The organism is Mesorhizobium sp. MC2-1-1, from assembly GCF_057597255.1.
Map to the genome: position 1 here is coordinate 1,438,414 of NZ_CP195205.1, position 18,076 is coordinate 1,456,489.

The window sequence follows — 18,076 nt, forward strand, 5'->3', positions numbered from 1 at the left end:
CATGGCCGGAGCCAGCAAAGCCGTCGTGGCCAGCAAAGCCGTCCTGGATAGCCGTGCCAATCTGCCGTTCGTCTATCGCCAGTACAGCCCAGAGCAACTGAAGCAGGTGCTGCACAAGATGTACCTCATCCGTCGCTTCGAGGAAGGCGCGGAGGAATGCTACATGCGCGGCCTCATCCACGGCACCATGCATCTCTCGATCGGACAGGAAGCGAGCGCCATGGGCATCTGCATGCCGCTCGCCGAGGATGACCAGATCACCTCGACGCATCGCGGCCACGGTCATTGCATCGCCAAGGGCGCCGAAGTCAGCCGCATGTTCGCCGAGTTCTTCGGCAAGACAACCGGCTACTGCAAGGGCCGTGGCGGCTCCATGCATATCGCCGATGTCGCCAAGGGCAATCTCGGTGCCAATGGCATCGTTGCGGGCGGCATTCCGATCGCGGTGGGGGCGGCGCTCTCTTCGAAGATGATGAAGACCGGCAAGGTCGTGGTCTCCTTCTTCGGCGACGGCGCCAACAATGAAGGTGCCTTCCACGAGGCGCTGAACATGGCGGCCATCTGGAAGCTGCCGGTGATTTTCGTGTGCGAGAACAACGGCTACGGAATGTCGACCTCGACGGCGCGCTCGACCGCGGTGAAGAACATCGCCGAGCGCGCGGCCGCCTATTCGATGCCGGGAGTCATCGTCAACGGCAACATCTTCTCCGAAGTGGCCGAGGCGTCCTTCAGGGCGGTGGAGCGCGCGCGTGCGGGCGAGGGGCCTACGCTGATCGAATCCAAGACCTACCGCCACCGCGGCCATTCCAAGAGCGACCGCAACCGCTACCGCACCAAGGAAGAGATCGAGGATTGGATGGCGAACCGCGATCCGATCACCCTGTTCGAAACCGAGTTGCGCGATTTCGGCTTCATCGACGACCAAGGCATCCAGGCGATCCGTGACGAGGTCGCCAAGGAGATCGCCGACGGCATCGAGTTCGCCAAGGCGAGCCCGGCGCCCGAGATCGCCACCCTTCAGAACTACGTTTACACGGAGCATGCGTGATGGACGCCGCGGTGCGTGAACTGAGCTACGCCCAGGCGATCCAGGAAGCCATGGCGATCGCGATGGACATGGACGATCGCGTCTTCCTGATGGGCGAGGACATCGGCGTTTATGGCGGCGCCTTTCAGGTGACGGGCGATCTCGTCGAGCGCTACGGCACCGAACGGGTGATCGACACGCCGATATCCGAACTGGGTGGAGCGGGCGTCGCGGTGGGCGCAGCCGTCACCGGCATGCGGCCGATCTTCGAATTCCAGTTCTCGGATTTCGCCACGCTCGCCATGGAGCAGATCGTCAACCAGGCGGCCAAAATGCGCTTCATGCTCGGCGGCGAGGTCTCGGTGCCGGTCGTGATGCGTTTCCCGGCCGGCTCCGGCACGGGCGCCGCCGCCCAGCACAGCCAGAGCCTCGAAGCCTGGCTCGGCCATGTGCCCGGCCTCAAGGTCATCCAGCCGGCGACGCCGCACGATGCCAAGGGCATGCTGCTGGCCGCCGTTGCCGATCCGGATCCGGTCATGATCTTCGAGCACAAGCTGCTCTACAAGATGAAGGGCCATGTGCCGGAGGGCCACTACACCGTGCCGATCGGCAAGGCCGATATCCGCCGCGAAGGCCGCGACCTGACCATTGTCGCCACGTCGATCATGGTGCAGAAGGCGCTCGATGCCGCGGCGGCACTCGAAGGCGAGGGCATCGACATCGAAGTGGTCGATCTGCGCACGATCCGCCCGATCGACCGGCAAACCGTAATCGACAGCGTGAAGAAGACCTCGCGCCTGCTCTGCGTCTACGAGGCGGTGAAGACGCTCGGCATCGGCGCGGAAGTGAGCGCGCTAGTTGCCGAGAGCGAGGCGTTCGACTATCTCGATGCGCCGATCGTGCGCCTCGGCGGCGCCGAGACGCCGATCCCCTACAATCCGGACCTGGAAAAGGCGACCGTGCCGCAGGTTCCCGACATCATCACTGCTGCCCGCGACCTCGTGAAAGGGGTCCGCTGAGCGATGCCGACCGAAGTCATTCTCCCCAAGGTCGACATGGACATGGCGACCGGACAGATTTCGCGCTGGTTTGCCGAGGAGGGCGCTCGCGTCAAGAAAGGCGACGTGCTCTTCGAGATCGAGACCGACAAGGCGGCGATGGAGATCGATGCGCCGGCCAGCGGCACGCTGCGCAACGTCACCGGCAAGGAGCGCGTTGACATTCCTGTCGGTGAGCCCGTTGCCTGGATCTATGCCGACGACGAGGTTTATGAAGCAGGGTCGGCAACCGCTCTCGTGAAGGAGGACGCGCCGGTCGCTGAAACTCCGCTGCAAGCGCCGACTGTTGCGACGGCTCTCACGGCCGGCTTGCCCGCGGCGCCAGCTGAAAACTCTGGCGGGCGCGCGACGCCGCTTGCCCGTCGCCTGGCGCGCGATGCGGGTCTTTCGATTGCCGGCATAAGGGGCAGCGGTCCACGTGGCCGAGTCGTGCGCGCCGACGTCGAAGCCGCGGTCGCCGCGAAAGGTGCGACCGCCCCTGCTCAACCTGCCGCCGAGGTTCCGGTCGAAGCTCCATCCGCCGCTCCTGCGCCTGCACCCAAGCCTATGTCGGATGACCAGGTGCTGAAGCTGTTCGCCGAGGGCTCCTACGAGTTGGTGCCGCACGACAACATGCGCAAGACCATTGCGCGGCGCCTCGTCGAGGCGAAGTCCACCATCCCGCATTTCTATCTGACGCTCGATTGCGAGCTCGATGCGCTGCTTGCGCTGCGCACGCAGCTCAATGCCGCAGCCCCAATGAGGAAGACCGACAAGGGCGAGGCGCCTGCCTACAAGCTCTCGGTCAACGACATGGTGATCAAGGCGATGGCGATGGCGCTGATGGCGGTGCCCGATGCGAACGCGTCGTGGACCGAGAGCGCCATGGTCAGGCACAAGCATGCCGATGTCGGTGTCGCCGTGTCGATCCCCGGCGGTCTGATCACGCCGATCATCCGCCATGCCGATGAAAAGACGCTGTCGGTCATCTCCAACGAGATGAAGGACCTTGCCAGCCGCGCCAGGAGCCGCAAGCTGAAACCGGAAGAGTATCAGGGCGGCACGACGGCGGTGTCCAATCTGGGCATGTTCGGCATCAAGGACTTTGCCGCCGTGATCAACCCGCCGCATGCGACGATCCTGGCGGTCGGCGCGGGCGAGGAGCGGGCGGTGGTGAAGAAGGGCGAGATCAAGATTGCGACAGTGATGTCGGTGACGCTCTCGACCGATCACCGAGCCGTCGACGGCGCGCTCGGCGCGGAGCTGCTGGGCGCCTTCAAGCGCATGATCGAAAACCCGATGAGCATGCTGGTGTAAACCACCACTCCCTGGATGGCCTTGATCTTAGGCAGCAGGTCTCAGATCACCGACTTGTCAGGGCGGCAGCTCGCGCCAATCCCGGCAAGTGCTTGAAGCCGCCGCTATTTCGTTCCACATCGGGCGTGATGAACGGCAAGATGCGGGAATGGTTTCGGAATTGGCGGTGGGCCTTGGCCGCATCGCTGTTCCTGCACGCGCTGATCGCAGCCTTCCTGTTCTATGGCCTGCCGAGGCCTGACCAGGAGCCGGACCAGCAGGAACAGCCGGTCAACGTCGCGATCGTGCCGCCGCCCGATCAGCCAAAGCCGAAGCCCGCTCCAAAGCCGCCGGAGCCAAAGCCCGAACAGAAGGCTGAAAAGCCGCCTGAGCAGGTACAAAAGCCACCGCCTCCGCAACCGCCGAAACCGCAGGACATCCCGGTTCTGAAGCGCGTTTTCCAGTATGGCGAAAAGGATACCGGCCCGCAGCAATCTCCCGAGGGAGGCAGCGCTCCAGCCAACGCGCCGTCGCCAACCCAAAGTGAACCAGCGAAACCGCCGGTCGCGCCGAAGCCTGCGACCAGCCACCCGGTGCCTGCAACCCCCGAACAGCAAGCGGACTCCAGCAAGGCCGAGCCGGCAACCGTCGCGCCGGACGAAAAACCCGTGCAAAGCGCAGAGAAGCAGGCGACCGAGGACAGCGATAAACAGCAGCAGGACAAGCAGGACGAGGCTCAGCAACCCGCCGACAAGCAAGCGGCCGAAGCGCCAATGCCGTTGAAGGCCGAGACCGGTGCCAAGCCTGCGCCGGCCGAAAAGGCCAAGGCTAAACCTGCCAAGCCGATGACCTTCAAATCGGCGAGAGCCTTGAGAGCGCCTGGCGGGAACCCGGGGAGGTCGAAATCCGTCGACAGCGCGGTTGCGGGATCGCCGATCTATTCTGGCCTGCCGGGCGTCAGAAAGCTCTATTCTCCGGGCGCAACCGGCAACGCGCTGGCCACGAGCGCGATGGAAAACGTGCCGCGCGATCAGCGCGTTGCCAATCTTTGCGCCAACGTTCTGAACCAGGAATTGCAAAGTGCCGACTACTCGCCGAAATGGCTACCGACGATTCCCCTGAAGCAAGGCAACGTTCTTAACCCTCCACAGGCCGCCTTCAGCACGACAACGCAATGGTTCGATCTGAGCTTCCGCTGCGAGGTCGACGCCGATGCGACGAGGGTGCTGTCCTTCAACTTCCGCGTGGGGGGCTTGGTCCCACCCGGTGACTGGACCCGCCGTCGTTTCCCCAGTCTCCGCTAGAGCAATTCCAGGAAAGTGTGAGCGGTTTGCCGTTCGCAATTGCGTAAAAGCAAGGAGATAGCGCGGTTCGCCTTCTGTGGAACGGTGAAACGCACGAAAGCATGGTCCCGAAAAGCTGGACCGCTTTTAGGAGCGGCAATGTCGCCGTAGACGGCCGCATAGCGAAGGAGTTGCTCAGGCTGGCACGCCCAGCTCCGCCAACTGCCGGCCGACTTCATGCCAGTCGGCGCATACGAAATCGGCGCCGGCCGCCTTCAGCCGTGCGCCATGCTCAGGATAGGTGTGACCGCCGCCGGTATAGCCGATCGCGATCATGCCGGCTGCCACCGCGCCCTGGATGCCGAAAGGCGAATCCTCGACGACGATGCAGTCGGCGGGATCTACGCCCATCTTGCCGGCGGCGTGGAGGAAGATGTCCGGCGCCGGCTTGCCGTTCTTGACCATCGAGGAGGAAAAGATCGCCTCGCCGAAGAAGCGCGACAGCCCGGTCACCGACAGGCTGTGGGTGATGCGTTCGACCGACGACGATGAGGCGACGCAGCGGTCGCCGGCAAGCGCGCTGAGGAATGGCGCGATCCCAGGCGTCGGCTTCAGCTCCTCGGAAAACAGCAGCTTGGTCTCGGCCCAGATGTCGCCGTCGGCGGCAGGCGGGAACTGATGGCCGGTCAGTTCCTTGATTTTCACGATGATGTCGGACTGCTTCATGCCGATGCATTGGGCGATGATGCCGCCATGGACGCCGGGCATGCCGTGTTTCTCATAGACGCGCTCATAGGCCTTGGCGGCCAGCGGTTCGCTGTCGACGAGAACGCCGTCGCAGTCGAAAATCATCAGTCTAGCTTGCGCCACGCGCCTCTCCCGGCTTCTGTGCCAATTCGCACACCGCTATCGATAAAAAGTCAGATGTTCAATAGTAGGCGGCTGCGCCTCAACGCCTCAAAGCCTCGCTGACCGGCGAGGACCCAAGCGCGCGCTGCATGGCCTGGCGCGACTGGGCGCGGTCGGGCGTGATCCAGTTCGGCTCGGCGCCGAGGAAGCGGTCGAGGAAGGCTACTGCATAGGCCGGCATTTCCGTCGCGTTCTCACGGTAGGACCACCAGGTGCGAAGGTCGTCGGCGCATTTGTCGATGCTGGGCGCCGTGCCGAACTCCTGCTCGTACACGGCCAGGATCGCCGAGACGCAGTAGTTGGTATAGAGGAAACCCTCCGGCCAGAACCGCACGATTTCCGCCGTGCCAGCGTTGGCTTCCGTCTCGATCATGTTGGTGAGGCCGGAAATCTCGCGCGCCGGCGCCTGCCGGATCAGTTCCCGCAGCACAAGGCCGGCGGCGAAGACGATAAAGTCCGCGCGGTCGACGGACGCGAATCGCTTCTGCGCTTCCATGACCTCGATCCAGTCCAGGAAGGCGCGCGTCAGCTTCGCCTCGTCGATCTCGAAGCGCACGCCGAAGGTTTCCGACACGACTTTCGCGCTGCTGCGGAAGGTGGCGCGGAACCACCGCAACTGCCGCAGCCGGTGGCGAAGGTCCGGCATAAGCGCCAGTTCGTGCCTGAAGGGCAGGTCCATGTCTCATAATCCCGTTTGACGACAGGCTAGCACAGCGCCGCCAATGCCGAAATCGGCTGGTCGCCTGTGGAGTGTCACGGTGTCTAATATAATACATGTTGACATCTGAAGAAACAAATGTTCTCACTTTCGGGTCGTCTCGCCTCCGTTCAATATGCGCCGGAGGAAGAGACTCGGGAGGAAACCGAAATGGCGATCTGGCAGTGGGCGCTGCTTCTGCTGTTTGTTGTGTGGGCGCTGCAATCGTTGGGCGTCTGGCTGCAGATGCGGCATTATTCGGATGTCTTCAAAGGCGTCACCAGCCAATACAAGGACGGCTTCGTCGGCGCTGGTAATTTCCGCGGGAGGCTGGCCAAGGGCACCATCGCCCTCGTGGTCGTGACGCCGGATCTCATCGTGCGCCGCATGATGGTCATGAGCGGCCGTTCAGTGCTGACCAAGTTCAAGCGACATGAAGAATTCGAGGGTATCCCCCTCGATCGACTCCGGTCCAACCCTGCGATCATGGGGGAGGGGGAACCCGGTGTGGCCGAGGCCGTGAAACGGGCGATCGAGCAGATCGACCGCGCGCGGTCGGAGCCGGGGAAGAAGCCGGGCTTGTCCGGCTTGAACGTAGCAAGGGCTTAAACGACGCCGGCAGCCGGCTGGGAATGACCGGCAGGGTCATAAGGAGGAGAAATGTCTGTAATTTCGTTATTGGCGCAGCATGCCGACCTGGCGGTGCACAACCTGCATGTCGCAGGCACCATGGTCTCGGATGCTGCCTGGCACGGCAAGCTCGGCGTCGAGCATGCCACCGATCATCTCGTGGTCCTGGCACAGGCGACGACCGACAACGCACCGGTCACCGCCGATCAGCTCAAGGAGCAGCTGAAGAACGTGCAGCAGGAAGAGCAGCTCGGCTGGCTGACCGCGATCGGCAAGTATTTCATCGGCATCTTCCAGAAGGGCGGTGAGGTTTTCGCCGGCTTCGTCACCGGCATCATCCCGACGCTGGTCGTGCTGATGACGGCCTTCTACGCCATCACCGAACTGGTCGGCGAGGAGCGCGTCCACGGCCTCGCCCGCGGCGCGGGCCGCATAGCGCTGACGCGCTATACCCTGCTGCCGGTCCTGTCGGTTTTCTTCCTCACCAACCCGATGGCCTACACCTTCGGCTCCTTCCTGGAAGAAAAGCACAAGCCCGCCTTCTATGACGCGGCAGTGTCCTATGTGCATCCGCCGCTCGGCCTCTTCCCGCACATCAATCCTGGCGAATATTTCGTCTGGGGCGGCATGCTGGTCGCGCTGCTCGACCTTGAGAAGCGCGGCGTCATCGCCAACGGCTATCACGTCAAGGTGGCTATCTGGTACGCCATCGTCGGCCTCGTCGTCATCCTGCTGAAGGGCATGCTGACCGAGCGCATCACGGCCATCATGGCGCGCCGCCAGGGCGTCGAGCTCTAAGGGCGGGAGGACACCATGGCCAAGACATACAAGGCAGTAAAGATCTCGAGGGGTTCCACCGGTTGGGGCGGCCCCCTGGTCATCGAGCCGACACAACAGCGCAACAAGGTTGTGTCGGTAACCGGCGGCGGCATTCATCCGGTGGCGCAGCTCATCGCCGACATGACCGGCGCCGAGGCGGTCGACGGCTTCAGGGCGCCGCCGATCGAGAGCGAGATGGCGGTCGTCGTCGTCGACTGCGGTGGCACCGCGCGCTGCGGCGTCTATCCGCGCAAGCGCATCCCGACCGTCAACCTGACGCCGGTCGGTCAGGCGGGTCCGCTCGCCCAGTTCATCACGGAAGACATCTACGTTTCGGGCGTGAAGCCGGCCAACGTCACAATGGCGGATGGATCCGAACCGGTCACCACTGCGGGGGGAGCAGCATCGATGAGTTCAAGCAACAACACCGCATCCAGGGCTGCTGAGCCGCTGCCGAGCGAGGGCGGGCTTATCGGCCTGATCAGCTCGGTCGGCCGCGTGATGGGCCGTGTGGTCGGCATCTTCTTCAATTCCGGCCGCCGCACCATCGACCAGGTCGTGCGCAACGTTCTGCCCTTCATGGCCTTCGTGACCATGCTGATCGGCCTGATCCTCTATACCGGCATCGGCGACGTGCTGGCGCAGCCGATGGGCCCGCTGGCCAACAATATCGTCGGCCTGCTGGTGATCTCGGCTATCTGCGGCCTACCGTTCCTGTCGCCCATCCTGGGACCAGGCGCGGTCATCGCGCAGGTCATCGGTGTGGCCATCATCGGCCCGCAGATCGCCAACGGCACCATCTCACCCGCAATGGCGCTGCCTGCGCTGTTTGCCTACAACACACAGGTGGGTTGCGATTTCGTTCCCGTCGGTCTGGCGCTCGGTGAGGCCAAGCCGAAGACGATCGAAATCGGCGTGCCGGCCGTGCTCATCAGCCGCCAGATCATGGGGCCGATCTCCGTGCTGATCGCATGGATCGTCTCCCTGATCGTGTTCTAATCACAAGTAAAAACGAGGTTCGCCATATGTCGGTTCTTCTCAAGACACGGGTCACAGCCATCGGACCCGAAGTGGCGGACCTCGCCGAGGGCGGCGTGCTCATCCTTTTCGCGGATGGCTCGCCGCCTGAACTGGCCGAAGTCTCCGTTCTGCACAGCACGGAGGAAGGTCCCAGCGACGACGCGCCGGCGATAGGCGCTTCGATCACGCTTGGACCGGTGTCGGCGACGATAACGGCCGTCGGCTCCACGGCCTGGAGCAAGGTCCGCGAGATGGGCCATGTCGTGATCTCCTTCAACGGAGCGGCCGAGGCCGAGAGACCCGGCGAAGTCTGCGCGTCCGAGGTCGATACCGAAGCGCTCGTGGCGGCGCTGACGCCGGGCGCTGTCATCACCATCGCCGCCTGATAGGATTCGCGCCGTCCCGGTATGGCGCCATAAGCTAGAGTATTGCCATGGAACGCTCGACCATCGTCAGAGTGCATGAAGGTTTGCACGCCCGTCCCGCCACGCGGTTCGTTAAACTCGCCAAGGGTTTCGAATCCGACGTCGAACTGGTCAAGGACGGCAAGGCTGTCAGCGCCAAGAGCTCGGTCAAGCTGATGCTGTTGGCGGTCAAGGAGAACCAGGAAGTCACCGTGCGGGCCAATGGCGCCGATGCCATCGAGGCGATCGAGACGTTGATCGGCTACCTGGAGAACCCGCGCGCCGGCCTCGACGACGAGGGGGAGGTTGGCTCGGAGACGGCCGCACCTGTCCCTGAGCCGACGTCAGCGGCTGCCGTCGCGCCGGCGGATGGCGCGCCCAGGCTCCAGGGCGTCGCTGCCAGCGAGGGCGTGGCGATCGGCCCGGCCTTTGCTCACTTCCCGCCGGAGATCGAGGGGCCGGGCAGGCGCCTGCATGCCGATGAGATCGAAGGCGAACTGAAGCGCTTCCGCGGCGCTGTCGCCAGTGTTCAAGCCCGCATGGACCGCACGCTTGCCGAGAACAACCTTTCCGCCGGCGATCGGGGCATCGTCGCTGCCCTGCGCGACATCGCCGCCGACGAAAGCCTGACCGGCGAGGTCGAAAGACTGATCCGCGGCGGAGACGACGCGGTGTCGGCCGTCATAGCGGCCGCGGCCACTATCGCGGCCGATTTCAGCGCGGTCGACGACCACTATCTCAACGCCCGGGCCGACGACGTCCACGCCGTCGGCCGGCAGATTTGCCTGGTGCTGCTCGGCCAGGACGAGGTCAGCCTGGAGACCATTCCGCAAGGCGCGATCCTGATTGCCGACGACATCGGTGCCTGGGATCTGGCGCGCGCGCCGCTGAAGCGCATCGGCGGCGTTGTCTGCGGCCATGGCGGAGCCACCTCTCACATCGCTATCATCGCCCGTTCGCACGGCATCCCGGCGGTGCTCGGTCTCGGTGACAAGGTCAACGAGTTGCGCGCCGCCAAAGAGGTGGCCATCGATGGCAATGCCGGGCATGTGATTGTCGATCCGGACGAGGCTACGCGCGCCGATTTCACCCGGCGCGTCGAGGCAGCCGCGCAGGAGCGCGCCGGCCTCAAAGTATTCAAGGGCGTGACGCCTACCCGCGCCGACGGCACGGTGATCGAGGTCGCGGCCAATATCGGCTCGCTGGAGGAGATCGAGGCGGCGCAGGAAGCCGGGGCCATGGGCGTGGGGCTGTTCCGCACCGAGTTGCTCTTCATGCGCCACATGCATCTGCCCTCGGAAGACATGCAGGCCGAGACCTACAGCGCCCTGGCCAGGGCTTTTGCGCCGCATTCCGTCATCGTGCGCACGCTCGACATCGGCGGCGACAAGCCGATTGCCGGCATCGAATTTCCGGACGAGGAAAACCCTTTCCTCGGCTGGCGCGGCATCCGCATGTGCCTCGACCGGCCCGACATCTTCAAGCGTCAGTTGCGGGCGCTGCTGCGGGCCGCCGTCCAGGGCAACATCAAGGTGATGCTGCCGATGGTTTCGGAAATTGCCGAGGTGACGCGCACCCGTGCTCTTGTCGATGAATGCGCGGCGGAACTGAAGGCCGAAGGCGTGCCGCATGCGAGCTTCGACCTCGGCGTGATGATCGAGACGCCCGCCGCCGTGCTGATCGCGCCGGCGCTGGCAAGGGAAGTGGCGTTCTTCTCGATCGGCACCAACGACCTCACCCAGTACATCATGGCCGCAGACCGCCTCAACCCGACGGTCGCCAGGCTCAATGACGTGACCAATCCTGCGGTGATGTCGGCGATCGAGCTGACTGCCAGGGCGGGTGTCGCCGCCGGCATCATGGTGGGCATGTGCGGCGAGGCTGCCGGCCGTCCGGATCTGATCCCGGCATTCATCAGGATGGGCCTGACGGAGCTCAGCATGAGCCCGGCCTCGATTCAGCGCGCCAAGAAGACCATCGCGGCCATGACGGCTGAGCGATAGCAGCCCTCCGCGCGGCGGTTACGTCAGATGCGCAAGCAAGGTGGCGAGAACCGGCGTCAGTTCCTGCACCGCATTCGGCTGGGCGCAGGCGTGCCGGATGCGGTCCTCCCGCACCTCGGCCGCCAGCACCGCGATTTCGAGAAGGTCGGGCTCCGGCGCCCCGCCGTCCGCCTTGGTCGCGAGTCCGCAGGCGAGAACCACGGGCGCCAGGCATTTTATATCGAGGGACCGGTCACTGGCTATCGCCGGGCCGGCTCCGATCTCGCCAGGCTGAACCGGATGATGGTTGAGGCATTCGACGAGGAGAGCCGCGCAGGCCGCTGCGACCTGATCGGTGGGAGCCGCGTCCGCCGTCGCTCCAGCCAGAAGATCAGCGTGACGCTTGCGCATCGCGGCGTGCACGGCGGAAAAACTCGCCTCGTGAACACGCGGATTGTTGATGCCGTAGCCGGAGAGGACCGTGCGGGTCAGATAATACATGTCGCGCCTGAACTGGCGTTCGCCGCCGATCTGCCGGTCTTCATCGCCGTCCGGGAAATAGGCTCGCAGGCTTTTCACTGTCGTGCCGTCGACCTTCAGCGGCCGGTAATGCGGAACGAAGGATTCGGCGATCGTCAGCGCGTCGTCGACGGCGCTCGCGGCATGCCCGAGCAGGCTGCGGCCGGGAAAGGGGGGCAGGTTGCCGGCAATATCGTGCGAGGTTTCGCCGGCGCTGTCGTGGCGGCTCTGGCGGATGGCGTCGCGCAATTCCCGAAGTCGATCCTTCAGGTTGGCGCGGACATCCTCGGAAATCTGTCGCAGCATCGTTGCCTCGAAATGCCGAAGCCGGTTAGGGCTTTTGGGGCGCCAGTCGCCCTCTCTAGATTGTTCGTGTCGATTGGTAGATCAATAGACGATATTTAACCAGCACGCAGAATCGGCGTCGGCATGGCGGAGGGGAAGTTGGGCAGGCGACGGCAGGGCGATCCCGAGAACGGCAGGCCGGCGGAGGCATCCGAGCAGATCGTCAACGAAAGCCGGACTGACCGGCTCAGGATCCGCGCCGCCTGGATGTATTTCGTCGAGCAGATGACGCAGAACGAGATCGCCGACGTGCTCGGCGTTGGTCGCGTTACCATCGTTCGTATGCTGGCCGAGGCGAGGGCGCGCAACGAGGTGAAGATCACCATCGAGAGCGAACTCCTCGAGATCGTGCGGCTGGAAAGGGCGCTGGAGAAGACCTTTGGCCTGCAGCAGGCACTGGTTGCACCGCTTTCGGACCCGAATGCCGGTCCGATCCCTGCGATCGCAGCCAAGACCGGCATGTACCTGTCGGACGCGATGAAATCCGGCATGCGGGTCGGCGTCGGCTGGGGGGTGACGCTGTTCCACACCTTGCCCTTCATCAGCGCCAAATCTCTGACCGACTTCAGCGTGATCTCGCTGCTCGGGGGTGTCGGCGTGGCGCGGCGGGTCAACCCGGCCGAGTTCGCGTGGCGATTCGCCCAGATATTCCAGGGCGACGGCTATCTGATGCCGACGCCGGCCGTCGTCGACAGCGTCGAAACCAAGATCGCACTGGTCGAGCGCTGCGGCCTGCAGGAGATCTTCGCAATGGCCGACGCGCTCGACGCGGTCCTGCTGAGCGTCGGCGGCATCGCTTCGGCCACCACCTTCTCGCGCGGCGGCTTTCTCAAGGAAGCGGACCGGGAAGCCCTGCTGGCGCGCGGCGCCGTCGGCGACCTTCTGTTCCATTTCTATGACCGCAACGGCGATCTGGTCGACCATCCCGTCAACAGCCATGTGATGTCGGTGGATGTCGATCGCCTGCGCAAGGCGCCGATCCGAATCCTGACCTCCGGTGGTGTGGAGAAGACCGAGGCGCTGCTCGGCGCCATGAACCTGATCGCGCCCACCGTGCTCATAACCGACGAGGAAAGCGCGCGCCGCATGCTGGCGGCGCATGGGGCTTAGGCGGTGCGTTTTTTCGCCTGCGCCGCCTTCGCGGGGGAATTCAAGGATTTAATGGTCGGAGTGGCCGGATTCGAACCGACGACCCCTTGACCCCCAGTCAAGTGCGCTACCGGGCTGCGCTACACTCCGGACCGGGTGGCGATGTATCGTGATAACCCTGTGCGGGTCAACCGAATTCGGTGGCTATCGCGCAGGTGAAATCGCGCGGCTGGAGACGGGCCTCGCCTGCCGCAACTCCCGCTGATACCGGTATTCCAGCGCATTCGCGCCCCAGACCAGTCCGAGCAGCAGATAGAGGTGGCGCCAGTGGTCGATGTCGATGAAGGTGCCGAGCCCGATGTTGCCGAGATAGGCGACATAGGCGCACAGCAGATAGGGCTGCCAGGGCCGGTCGCGCAAAAGGATGCGGAAGCCGGCGCCAATCGTCCAAAGCGTCAGCGTCAGGAATGACACGAAACCAAGCCAGCCGTAGTCCATCAGCGCCTTCAGCCATATGTCGTGCGTGTCCTCGCCGTAGATCGTGCCGAAGACCAGCGGGCCGATGCCGAACGGGTGCTCCATCGCCAATTGGAAACCGATCGTATAGCGGGCGAAGCGGCCGAGCCGTGCCGAATCATAACTCTGCTCGAGCTGCGCGCGCTGCGTGAACATGTCCGACACACCTGGCAATTGCAGGATGACCAGGAAGGCGATGACCAGCAGTGCCACGGCCGCGATCGTCATCACCACCACCCGCAGCCGGAATTTGCCACTGGCGCTCTGCAGGAACAGGCAGGCAGTGAGCAGGACGGCGGACACCGCGAACATGCCCCAGGCGCCGCGTGAGAAGGAAAAGAATATGCCGGCGGTGATCACGAGCAGCGGCACGGCCAACAGCGGCATTCGCGACACCGGGCCGGTCAGGAGCAGGTAGAGCAGGTAGGTGCCGGGCAGCACCAGGAACGGCCCGAACACGTTCGGGTCCTGGAAGGCGCCGGCGGCGCGGTCGTATTTGGTGAACATTTCCGCGCCTGGAAAGGCATGGAAGTAGCCGGCGATGCCGAGCAGCGACGTCGCCACCGCCGATACGACATAGGCGAAGAAGATCAGCCGGTAGAGGCTGGGCTGGACCGAGGTCACCGAAGCGAAGAACACCGCGCTGAAGGCAAGAAACAGCGAGACCGCCAGATAGAGCGGCGTGTTGGCGAGGTCCGCCATCTGCGTCATCGCGATCATTCCGCCGATGTTCATTGCCACGAGGAGCACAAGCAACGGCAAGATCGCGCGCGAGATCCTGAGGCCGAACAATGCCCAGATCGCGATCAGCCCCGCCATGTAGATTTCGTAAGGCGCGGGCTCGCTGATGACGAAGCCGGACAGCAGGATGCCAACGCCGATCGCGGCTGACGCGATCAGCGAAATCAGCTTGGCGTTTACCGCCGGCGCCGGCAATTTGTTGACTGCCCGCGGCTGCAGCTCATGGGCGATGGCGCTCAATAGGCGTTTTCCGTGTTGAGCAGGCGGATCGGCGTCAGGAACAGAATGCGAAGGTCGAAAAGCATCGACCAGTTCTCGATGTAATAGAGGTCGTATTCGGTTCGCATGCGGATCTTTTCATTGGTATCCATCTCGCCGCGCCAGCCGTTGATCTGCGCCCAGCCGGTGACGCCGGGCTTAACCTTGTGGCGGGCGAAATATCCGTCGACCACCTCGTTGTAGAGCAGGTTGTGCGACTGCGCGGCGATCGCATGCGGGCGCGGCCCGACCAGCGACAGCGAGCCGAACAGCGAATTGAAGAACTGCGGCAATTCGTCGATCGAGGTCTTGCGAATGAAGCGGCCGACGCGGGTGACGCGCGGGTCGTTCTTGGTCACGGTCTGCCTGGCGGTCGGATCCGACCGGTCAGTGAACATCGAACGGAACTTGTAGACCTCGATGATCTCGTTGTTGAAGCCATGCCGCTTCTGCTTGAACAGCACGGGCCCCTTGCTGTCGAGCTTGATGGCGATCGCGGTGGCGAGCATCACCGGAGAGAACAGGATGATGCCGACCAGCGAGAAGACGATGTCGAAGGCGCGCTTCGCGACCGAATCCCAGTCGTTGATCGGCTTGTCGAAGATATCGAGCATCGGTACCGAGCCGATATACGAGTAAGCCCGAGGCCGGAACTGGAGCGCGTTCGAATGCGCCGAGAGCCGGATGTCGACAGGCAGCACCCAGAGTTTCTTCAGCAACTGCAAGACGCGCGATTCGGCGGTCAGAGGCAGCGAAACGATCAGCATGTCGATGCGCGCGATGCGGGCGAATTCGATGAGCTCCGAGATCGTGCCGAGCTTAGGATAGCCGGCCACGATCGGCGGCGAGCGCCTGTCGTTTCGATCGTCGAAGATTCCGCAGATGCGTATGTCGTTGTAAGGCTGCTTCTCGACCGAGCGGATCAGTTGCTCGGCCGCCTTGCCGCCGCCGACGATGACCGCCCGGCGCTCCATGCGGCCGTCGCGCGCCCAGCGCCGGATGAGCGTGGACATCACCAGTCTCACGCTGAAGATCAGCACGAAGCCGACCACGAACCAGGTGCCGAACAGCAGCCGCGAATAGTCGCCTGAGGTCTTGATTGCGAAGGCGGTGAGCGCCATCAGCGCGAAGCTGCCAGCCCAGACCAGCAGCATGCGGCCGGAACTTGCGAGAGGGCGCATAAGCGCCGCGATCTGGTAGCAGTCGGTAACGTCGAGCAGCACCACGGCCAGGAACGACGTCGCGGCGATCGCCAGGGGATATTGCCAGGCCAGATAGCTGAAGAAGCCGACGTAGTAGAAATAGACGCATAGCCCCGACAGGAACAGCACCGCGAACTCGGCCATGCGCAGAACGCCGCTGACCATGATCGGCGACATCGTATCGCGCCGGTACTGCGAGGCGACCTGGCGCGCCACATCGTTTATGCCACCAGGCTTCTCGCTCCCGGCAGGAGCGTCGTACTTGCGCACCGCGTCAATGGAAAAGCGGCTCGCGGGGTCGATCTCGTTCATGGAAATTGTCCGCCTGCTTGCCTCAACTGCATAGCAAAAGAGAGCTAAGAAAGCCTTGAAACAACCGGTGGTTTTGGAGCGGTTGTGCGCGGCAGGGGGCTACTTGTTCAGTGCTGCGAAATAGGCTTTCTCGATCTCGGTCGCCATCACGTCGGCCCCGAATCGGGCCTTAAGCTCACCTAGCTGCGGCATCATCTTCCGGTAAGCGTCGCGGTCGCCGAGCGCGGTACCCATTTTGCCGGCAAGCTCGCCGGGATCCGGCCGGATCAGGGCAGGAGAACCCTCGCCGAAGATTTCCGGAATGCCGCCCACCGCGGTCGCGATCATCGGCATGCCTGCGGCGAGCGCTTCGAGCACGATATAGGGCATCGCCTCGGCGCGCGACGGCACGACGACCAGCCCGGCCAGCGCGAAAGCGTCTCTGGCCGGCATGGGCGGCAGGAAACGGACATGATTCTTCAGGCCGAGCCGCTCGACCCGCGCGTGGTAGCGCGGCAGGTCGTCGCCATCGCCAACCATCACCGCGCTTGGCGGACGGCCCAGCCCGCCACCGGCCAAGGCCAGGGCATCGATGAAGATGTCCGGGCCCTTCAGGTCGCGCATCATGCCGATGTACAGGAAATCGGCGGGGTCCGTCGCCGCCGCCACCGGTTCGAATTCGGCGGCGCGCAGGCCGTTATAGACCAGCCGGTTGGGTATGGAAGGCTCGCCGACCTTTCGGCGATAGGTTTTCCGCTCGTAGTCGGAAACGAACAGCAGGCAGTCCGTGAAGCGCGCCATGAAGCGCTCCAGGCCGAAGAACAGCTTCCCGGTCGCCGTCGTTTCGTCATAGTGGAGGGAGCCGCCGTGCGGCGAGTAAAGGCGGGCTACGCGAGACCTTGATACCCGCAACAATGAGCCGAACAGCCGGGCATAGGCGCCCCCCTTGGCGCCATGCCCGTGCAGCACGTCCGGCCGCAATTCCTGGATGATTCGATAGGTACGCGAGGCCGAGGCGAGGTCGCCCGGCCCGACATGGCGCTGCATCGGCGTACGGTGGATGCCGAGCGCCAGACTGTCCTTCATCGCCTCGAAAAGCTGCTCCTCATAGTCGCCGCCGGTGGTCGAGTCGCATACTATTCCCACCGCATGGCCGGCCGCGGCCTGCGCCTCGGTCAGGTCACGCACATGCCGAAAGATTCCCCCGACGGGCGAGCGAAAGCAATGGACGATCCTGAGGTTCACCGCCACGACGGCTTTTTCAGAACAGGCGTTCGCGGACGTAAACGGTGTCGCCGGGTAGCAGGGGGTCGGATGTCAGCACCCGGCCGGTCATCACCTTGCCGTTGATGTCGCGGGTGATGTCCACGCTTTCCTGATTGGCGCGCGGGGTGTAGCCGCCTGCAATCGCGACCGCCTTTTGCACGGTGAGGCCTGGAACGTAGGAATATTGGCCGGCGGCGCCGACTTCGCCCATGACGAAGATCGGTCGGTAACGGTCGATCTCGACCGAGACGTCGGGATCGCGCAGATAGCCCTGGCGCAGTTTGTCGGCGATCTCCTTTTCCAACTGCTGTGCGGTATGGCCGCGCGCCGGCACCGCGCCGACGAGCGGGAACGAGAGGTAGCCGGACTGGTCGACGCTGTAAGTGTTGGTCAAGCCGTCCTGCTCGAACACGGTGACGCGGACACGGTCGCCCGCGCCGAGCCGGTAGGGCTGGTCGAGCACTTCATGAAAGGCGGCGGGCGTCGGGCGGTAGCTCGAGCAGCCGGTGAGCAGCGACAGGGCAAGCAAAGCGCGGAAAACGGGAGCAGTGCTTTTCATGACCGGCCAGGAACCTTCATCGCTCTGCCGCAAGCTGCGGCCAACCCCAGGAAAGTGTGCCCGTTATCATCCTGTTAGGGTTAATGAGCGGTAAAGGAGAGCGGTGCGGGACGGCGCGGACCGGCAAAAGCCCAACTATTCTATTGCTTTCGACCTGCGTTCTTTGAGTTGTGTCTAATAAGCCTT

The 18,076-nt window shown here is 64.0% G+C and carries 17 protein-coding genes and 1 tRNA gene; 10 read left to right on the forward strand and 8 right to left on the reverse strand.

All coding sequences use genetic code 11. The annotated features are described in order from the left end of the window. Position 1 precedes the first annotated feature (1 nt). The 4 genes from ACR64R_RS07230 to ACR64R_RS07245 all read left to right on the forward strand — a co-directional run bounded on the left by ACR64R_RS07230 (position 2) and on the right by ACR64R_RS07245 (position 4,664). Complete coding sequence (locus ACR64R_RS07230; protein WP_487360996.1) at positions 2-1,048, forward strand: thiamine pyrophosphate-dependent dehydrogenase E1 component subunit alpha; 1,047 nt, start codon at positions 2-4, stop codon at positions 1,046-1,048. Next, on the forward strand, positions 1,048-2,046 hold the full coding sequence (locus ACR64R_RS07235; protein WP_487360997.1) for an alpha-ketoacid dehydrogenase subunit beta: 999 nt from the start codon (positions 1,048-1,050) through the stop codon (positions 2,044-2,046). The genes ACR64R_RS07230 and ACR64R_RS07235 overlap by 1 nt, the downstream gene beginning before the upstream one ends. Before the next feature lie 3 nt (positions 2,047-2,049). Continuing rightward, on the forward strand, positions 2,050-3,381 hold the full coding sequence (locus tag ACR64R_RS07240) for a pyruvate dehydrogenase complex dihydrolipoamide acetyltransferase (protein ID WP_487360998.1): 1,332 nt from the start codon (positions 2,050-2,052) through the stop codon (positions 3,379-3,381). A gap of 128 nt (positions 3,382-3,509) precedes the next feature. Next, positions 3,510-4,664, forward strand: a complete 1,155-nt coding sequence (locus ACR64R_RS07245) for a DUF930 domain-containing protein (protein ID WP_487362395.1) — start codon at positions 3,510-3,512, stop codon at positions 4,662-4,664. A gap of 174 nt (positions 4,665-4,838) precedes the next feature. Here the strand turns inward: ACR64R_RS07245 and ACR64R_RS07250 are convergent, their stop codons facing one another. Both ACR64R_RS07250 and ACR64R_RS07255 read right to left on the reverse strand, forming a co-directional pair. Next, a complete protein-coding gene (locus tag ACR64R_RS07250) occupies positions 4,839-5,495 on the reverse strand; it encodes an HAD family hydrolase (RefSeq protein WP_487362396.1) in 657 nt (218 codons plus the stop codon). Positions 5,496-5,592: 97 nt separating this feature from the next. After that, positions 5,593-6,231 carry a hypothetical protein gene (locus tag ACR64R_RS07255; RefSeq protein ID WP_487360999.1) on the reverse strand — a complete coding sequence of 213 codons (639 nt, stop codon included), beginning with the start codon at positions 6,229-6,231 and terminating at the stop codon, positions 5,593-5,595. A 189-nt stretch (positions 6,232-6,420) separates the two neighbouring features. Between ACR64R_RS07255 and ACR64R_RS07260 the strand changes: the two genes are divergently transcribed. From ACR64R_RS07260 to ptsP, 5 genes are read left to right on the forward strand one after another with little or no spacing between them, the layout of a single operon-like run. Further along, on the forward strand, positions 6,421-6,858 hold the full coding sequence (locus ACR64R_RS07260; protein ID WP_487362397.1) for a transcriptional regulator GutM: 438 nt from the start codon (positions 6,421-6,423) through the stop codon (positions 6,856-6,858). A gap of 51 nt (positions 6,859-6,909) precedes the next feature. Next, the gene (gene srlA / locus ACR64R_RS07265) at positions 6,910-7,677 is read left to right on the forward strand and encodes a PTS glucitol/sorbitol transporter subunit IIC (protein WP_487361000.1); all 768 of its coding nucleotides are present in this window, start codon (positions 6,910-6,912) and stop codon (positions 7,675-7,677) included. 15 nt (positions 7,678-7,692) lie between these two features. Further along, positions 7,693-8,697, forward strand: coding sequence for a PTS glucitol/sorbitol transporter subunit IIB (gene srlE, locus ACR64R_RS07270; protein ID WP_487361001.1), 1,005 nt, complete (start codon positions 7,693-7,695; stop codon positions 8,695-8,697). A 26-nt stretch (positions 8,698-8,723) separates the two neighbouring features. Further along, positions 8,724-9,104: a PTS glucitol/sorbitol transporter subunit IIA gene (locus ACR64R_RS07275; RefSeq protein WP_487361002.1), complete on the forward strand. Its 381-nt coding sequence runs from the start codon at positions 8,724-8,726 to the stop codon at positions 9,102-9,104. 47 nt (positions 9,105-9,151) lie between these two features. After that, positions 9,152-11,125, forward strand: a complete 1,974-nt coding sequence (gene ptsP, locus ACR64R_RS07280) for a phosphoenolpyruvate--protein phosphotransferase (protein ID WP_487361003.1) — start codon at positions 9,152-9,154, stop codon at positions 11,123-11,125. Between the two features lie 18 nt (positions 11,126-11,143). Here ptsP and ACR64R_RS07285 read toward each other — a convergent pair whose 3' ends face one another. Next, positions 11,144-11,929: a hypothetical protein gene (locus ACR64R_RS07285; protein WP_487361004.1), complete on the reverse strand. Its 786-nt coding sequence runs from the start codon at positions 11,927-11,929 to the stop codon at positions 11,144-11,146. Positions 11,930-12,067: 138 nt separating this feature from the next. Between ACR64R_RS07285 and ACR64R_RS07290 the strand changes: the two genes are divergently transcribed. Continuing rightward, on the forward strand, positions 12,068-13,078 hold the full coding sequence (locus ACR64R_RS07290; protein WP_487361005.1) for a sugar-binding transcriptional regulator: 1,011 nt from the start codon (positions 12,068-12,070) through the stop codon (positions 13,076-13,078). Positions 13,079-13,130: 52 nt separating this feature from the next. Here ACR64R_RS07290 and ACR64R_RS07295 read toward each other — a convergent pair. The 5 genes from ACR64R_RS07295 to ACR64R_RS07315 all read right to left on the reverse strand — a co-directional run bounded on the left by ACR64R_RS07295 (position 13,131) and on the right by ACR64R_RS07315 (position 17,890). Continuing rightward, positions 13,131-13,207, reverse strand: a tRNA-Pro gene (locus ACR64R_RS07295). A 54-nt stretch (positions 13,208-13,261) separates the two neighbouring features. Next, the gene (locus ACR64R_RS07300; RefSeq protein WP_487361006.1) at positions 13,262-14,554 is read right to left on the reverse strand and encodes an O-antigen ligase family protein; all 1,293 of its coding nucleotides are present in this window, start codon (positions 14,552-14,554) and stop codon (positions 13,262-13,264) included. Next, positions 14,551-16,086 carry an undecaprenyl-phosphate glucose phosphotransferase gene (locus tag ACR64R_RS07305; protein ID WP_487361007.1) on the reverse strand — a complete coding sequence of 512 codons (1,536 nt, stop codon included), beginning with the start codon at positions 16,084-16,086 and terminating at the stop codon, positions 14,551-14,553. The genes ACR64R_RS07300 and ACR64R_RS07305 overlap by 4 nt, the downstream gene beginning before the upstream one ends. A gap of 99 nt (positions 16,087-16,185) precedes the next feature. Further along, positions 16,186-17,316 carry a glycosyltransferase family 4 protein gene (locus ACR64R_RS07310; RefSeq protein ID WP_487361008.1) on the reverse strand — a complete coding sequence of 377 codons (1,131 nt, stop codon included), beginning with the start codon at positions 17,314-17,316 and terminating at the stop codon, positions 16,186-16,188. A 10-nt stretch (positions 17,317-17,326) separates the two neighbouring features. Continuing rightward, positions 17,327-17,890, reverse strand: coding sequence for a polysaccharide biosynthesis/export family protein (locus tag ACR64R_RS07315; protein WP_487361009.1), 564 nt, complete (start codon positions 17,888-17,890; stop codon positions 17,327-17,329). Between the last annotated feature and the right edge of the window lie 186 nt (positions 17,891-18,076).

Excerpts from the sequence above, each read along its gene's own strand:
- ACR64R_RS07230 (WP_487360996.1), top strand. The coding sequence starts at position 2 with ATGGCCGGAGCCAGCAAAGCCGTCGTGGCCAGCAAAGCCGTCCTGGAT.
- ACR64R_RS07235 (WP_487360997.1), top strand. The coding sequence starts at position 1,048 with ATGGACGCCGCGGTGCGTGAACTGAGCTACGCCCAGGCGATCCAGGAA.
- ACR64R_RS07240 (WP_487360998.1), top strand. The coding sequence starts at position 2,050 with ATGCCGACCGAAGTCATTCTCCCCAAGGTCGACATGGACATGGCGACC.
- ACR64R_RS07245 (WP_487362395.1), top strand. The coding sequence starts at position 3,510 with ATGAACGGCAAGATGCGGGAATGGTTTCGGAATTGGCGGTGGGCCTTG.
- ACR64R_RS07250 (WP_487362396.1), bottom strand. The coding sequence starts at position 5,495 with ATGATTTTCGACTGCGACGGCGTTCTCGTCGACAGCGAACCGCTGGCC.
- ACR64R_RS07255 (WP_487360999.1), bottom strand. The coding sequence starts at position 6,231 with ATGGACCTGCCCTTCAGGCACGAACTGGCGCTTATGCCGGACCTTCGC.
- ACR64R_RS07260 (WP_487362397.1), top strand. The coding sequence starts at position 6,421 with ATGGCGATCTGGCAGTGGGCGCTGCTTCTGCTGTTTGTTGTGTGGGCG.
- srlA (WP_487361000.1), top strand. The coding sequence starts at position 6,910 with ATGTCTGTAATTTCGTTATTGGCGCAGCATGCCGACCTGGCGGTGCAC.
- srlE (WP_487361001.1), top strand. The coding sequence starts at position 7,693 with ATGGCCAAGACATACAAGGCAGTAAAGATCTCGAGGGGTTCCACCGGT.
- ACR64R_RS07275 (WP_487361002.1), top strand. The coding sequence starts at position 8,724 with ATGTCGGTTCTTCTCAAGACACGGGTCACAGCCATCGGACCCGAAGTG.
- ptsP (WP_487361003.1), top strand. The coding sequence starts at position 9,152 with ATGGAACGCTCGACCATCGTCAGAGTGCATGAAGGTTTGCACGCCCGT.
- ACR64R_RS07285 (WP_487361004.1), bottom strand. The coding sequence starts at position 11,929 with ATGCTGCGACAGATTTCCGAGGATGTCCGCGCCAACCTGAAGGATCGA.
- ACR64R_RS07305 (WP_487361007.1), bottom strand. The coding sequence starts at position 16,086 with ATGAACGAGATCGACCCCGCGAGCCGCTTTTCCATTGACGCGGTGCGC.
- ACR64R_RS07315 (WP_487361009.1), bottom strand. The coding sequence starts at position 17,890 with ATGAAAAGCACTGCTCCCGTTTTCCGCGCTTTGCTTGCCCTGTCGCTG.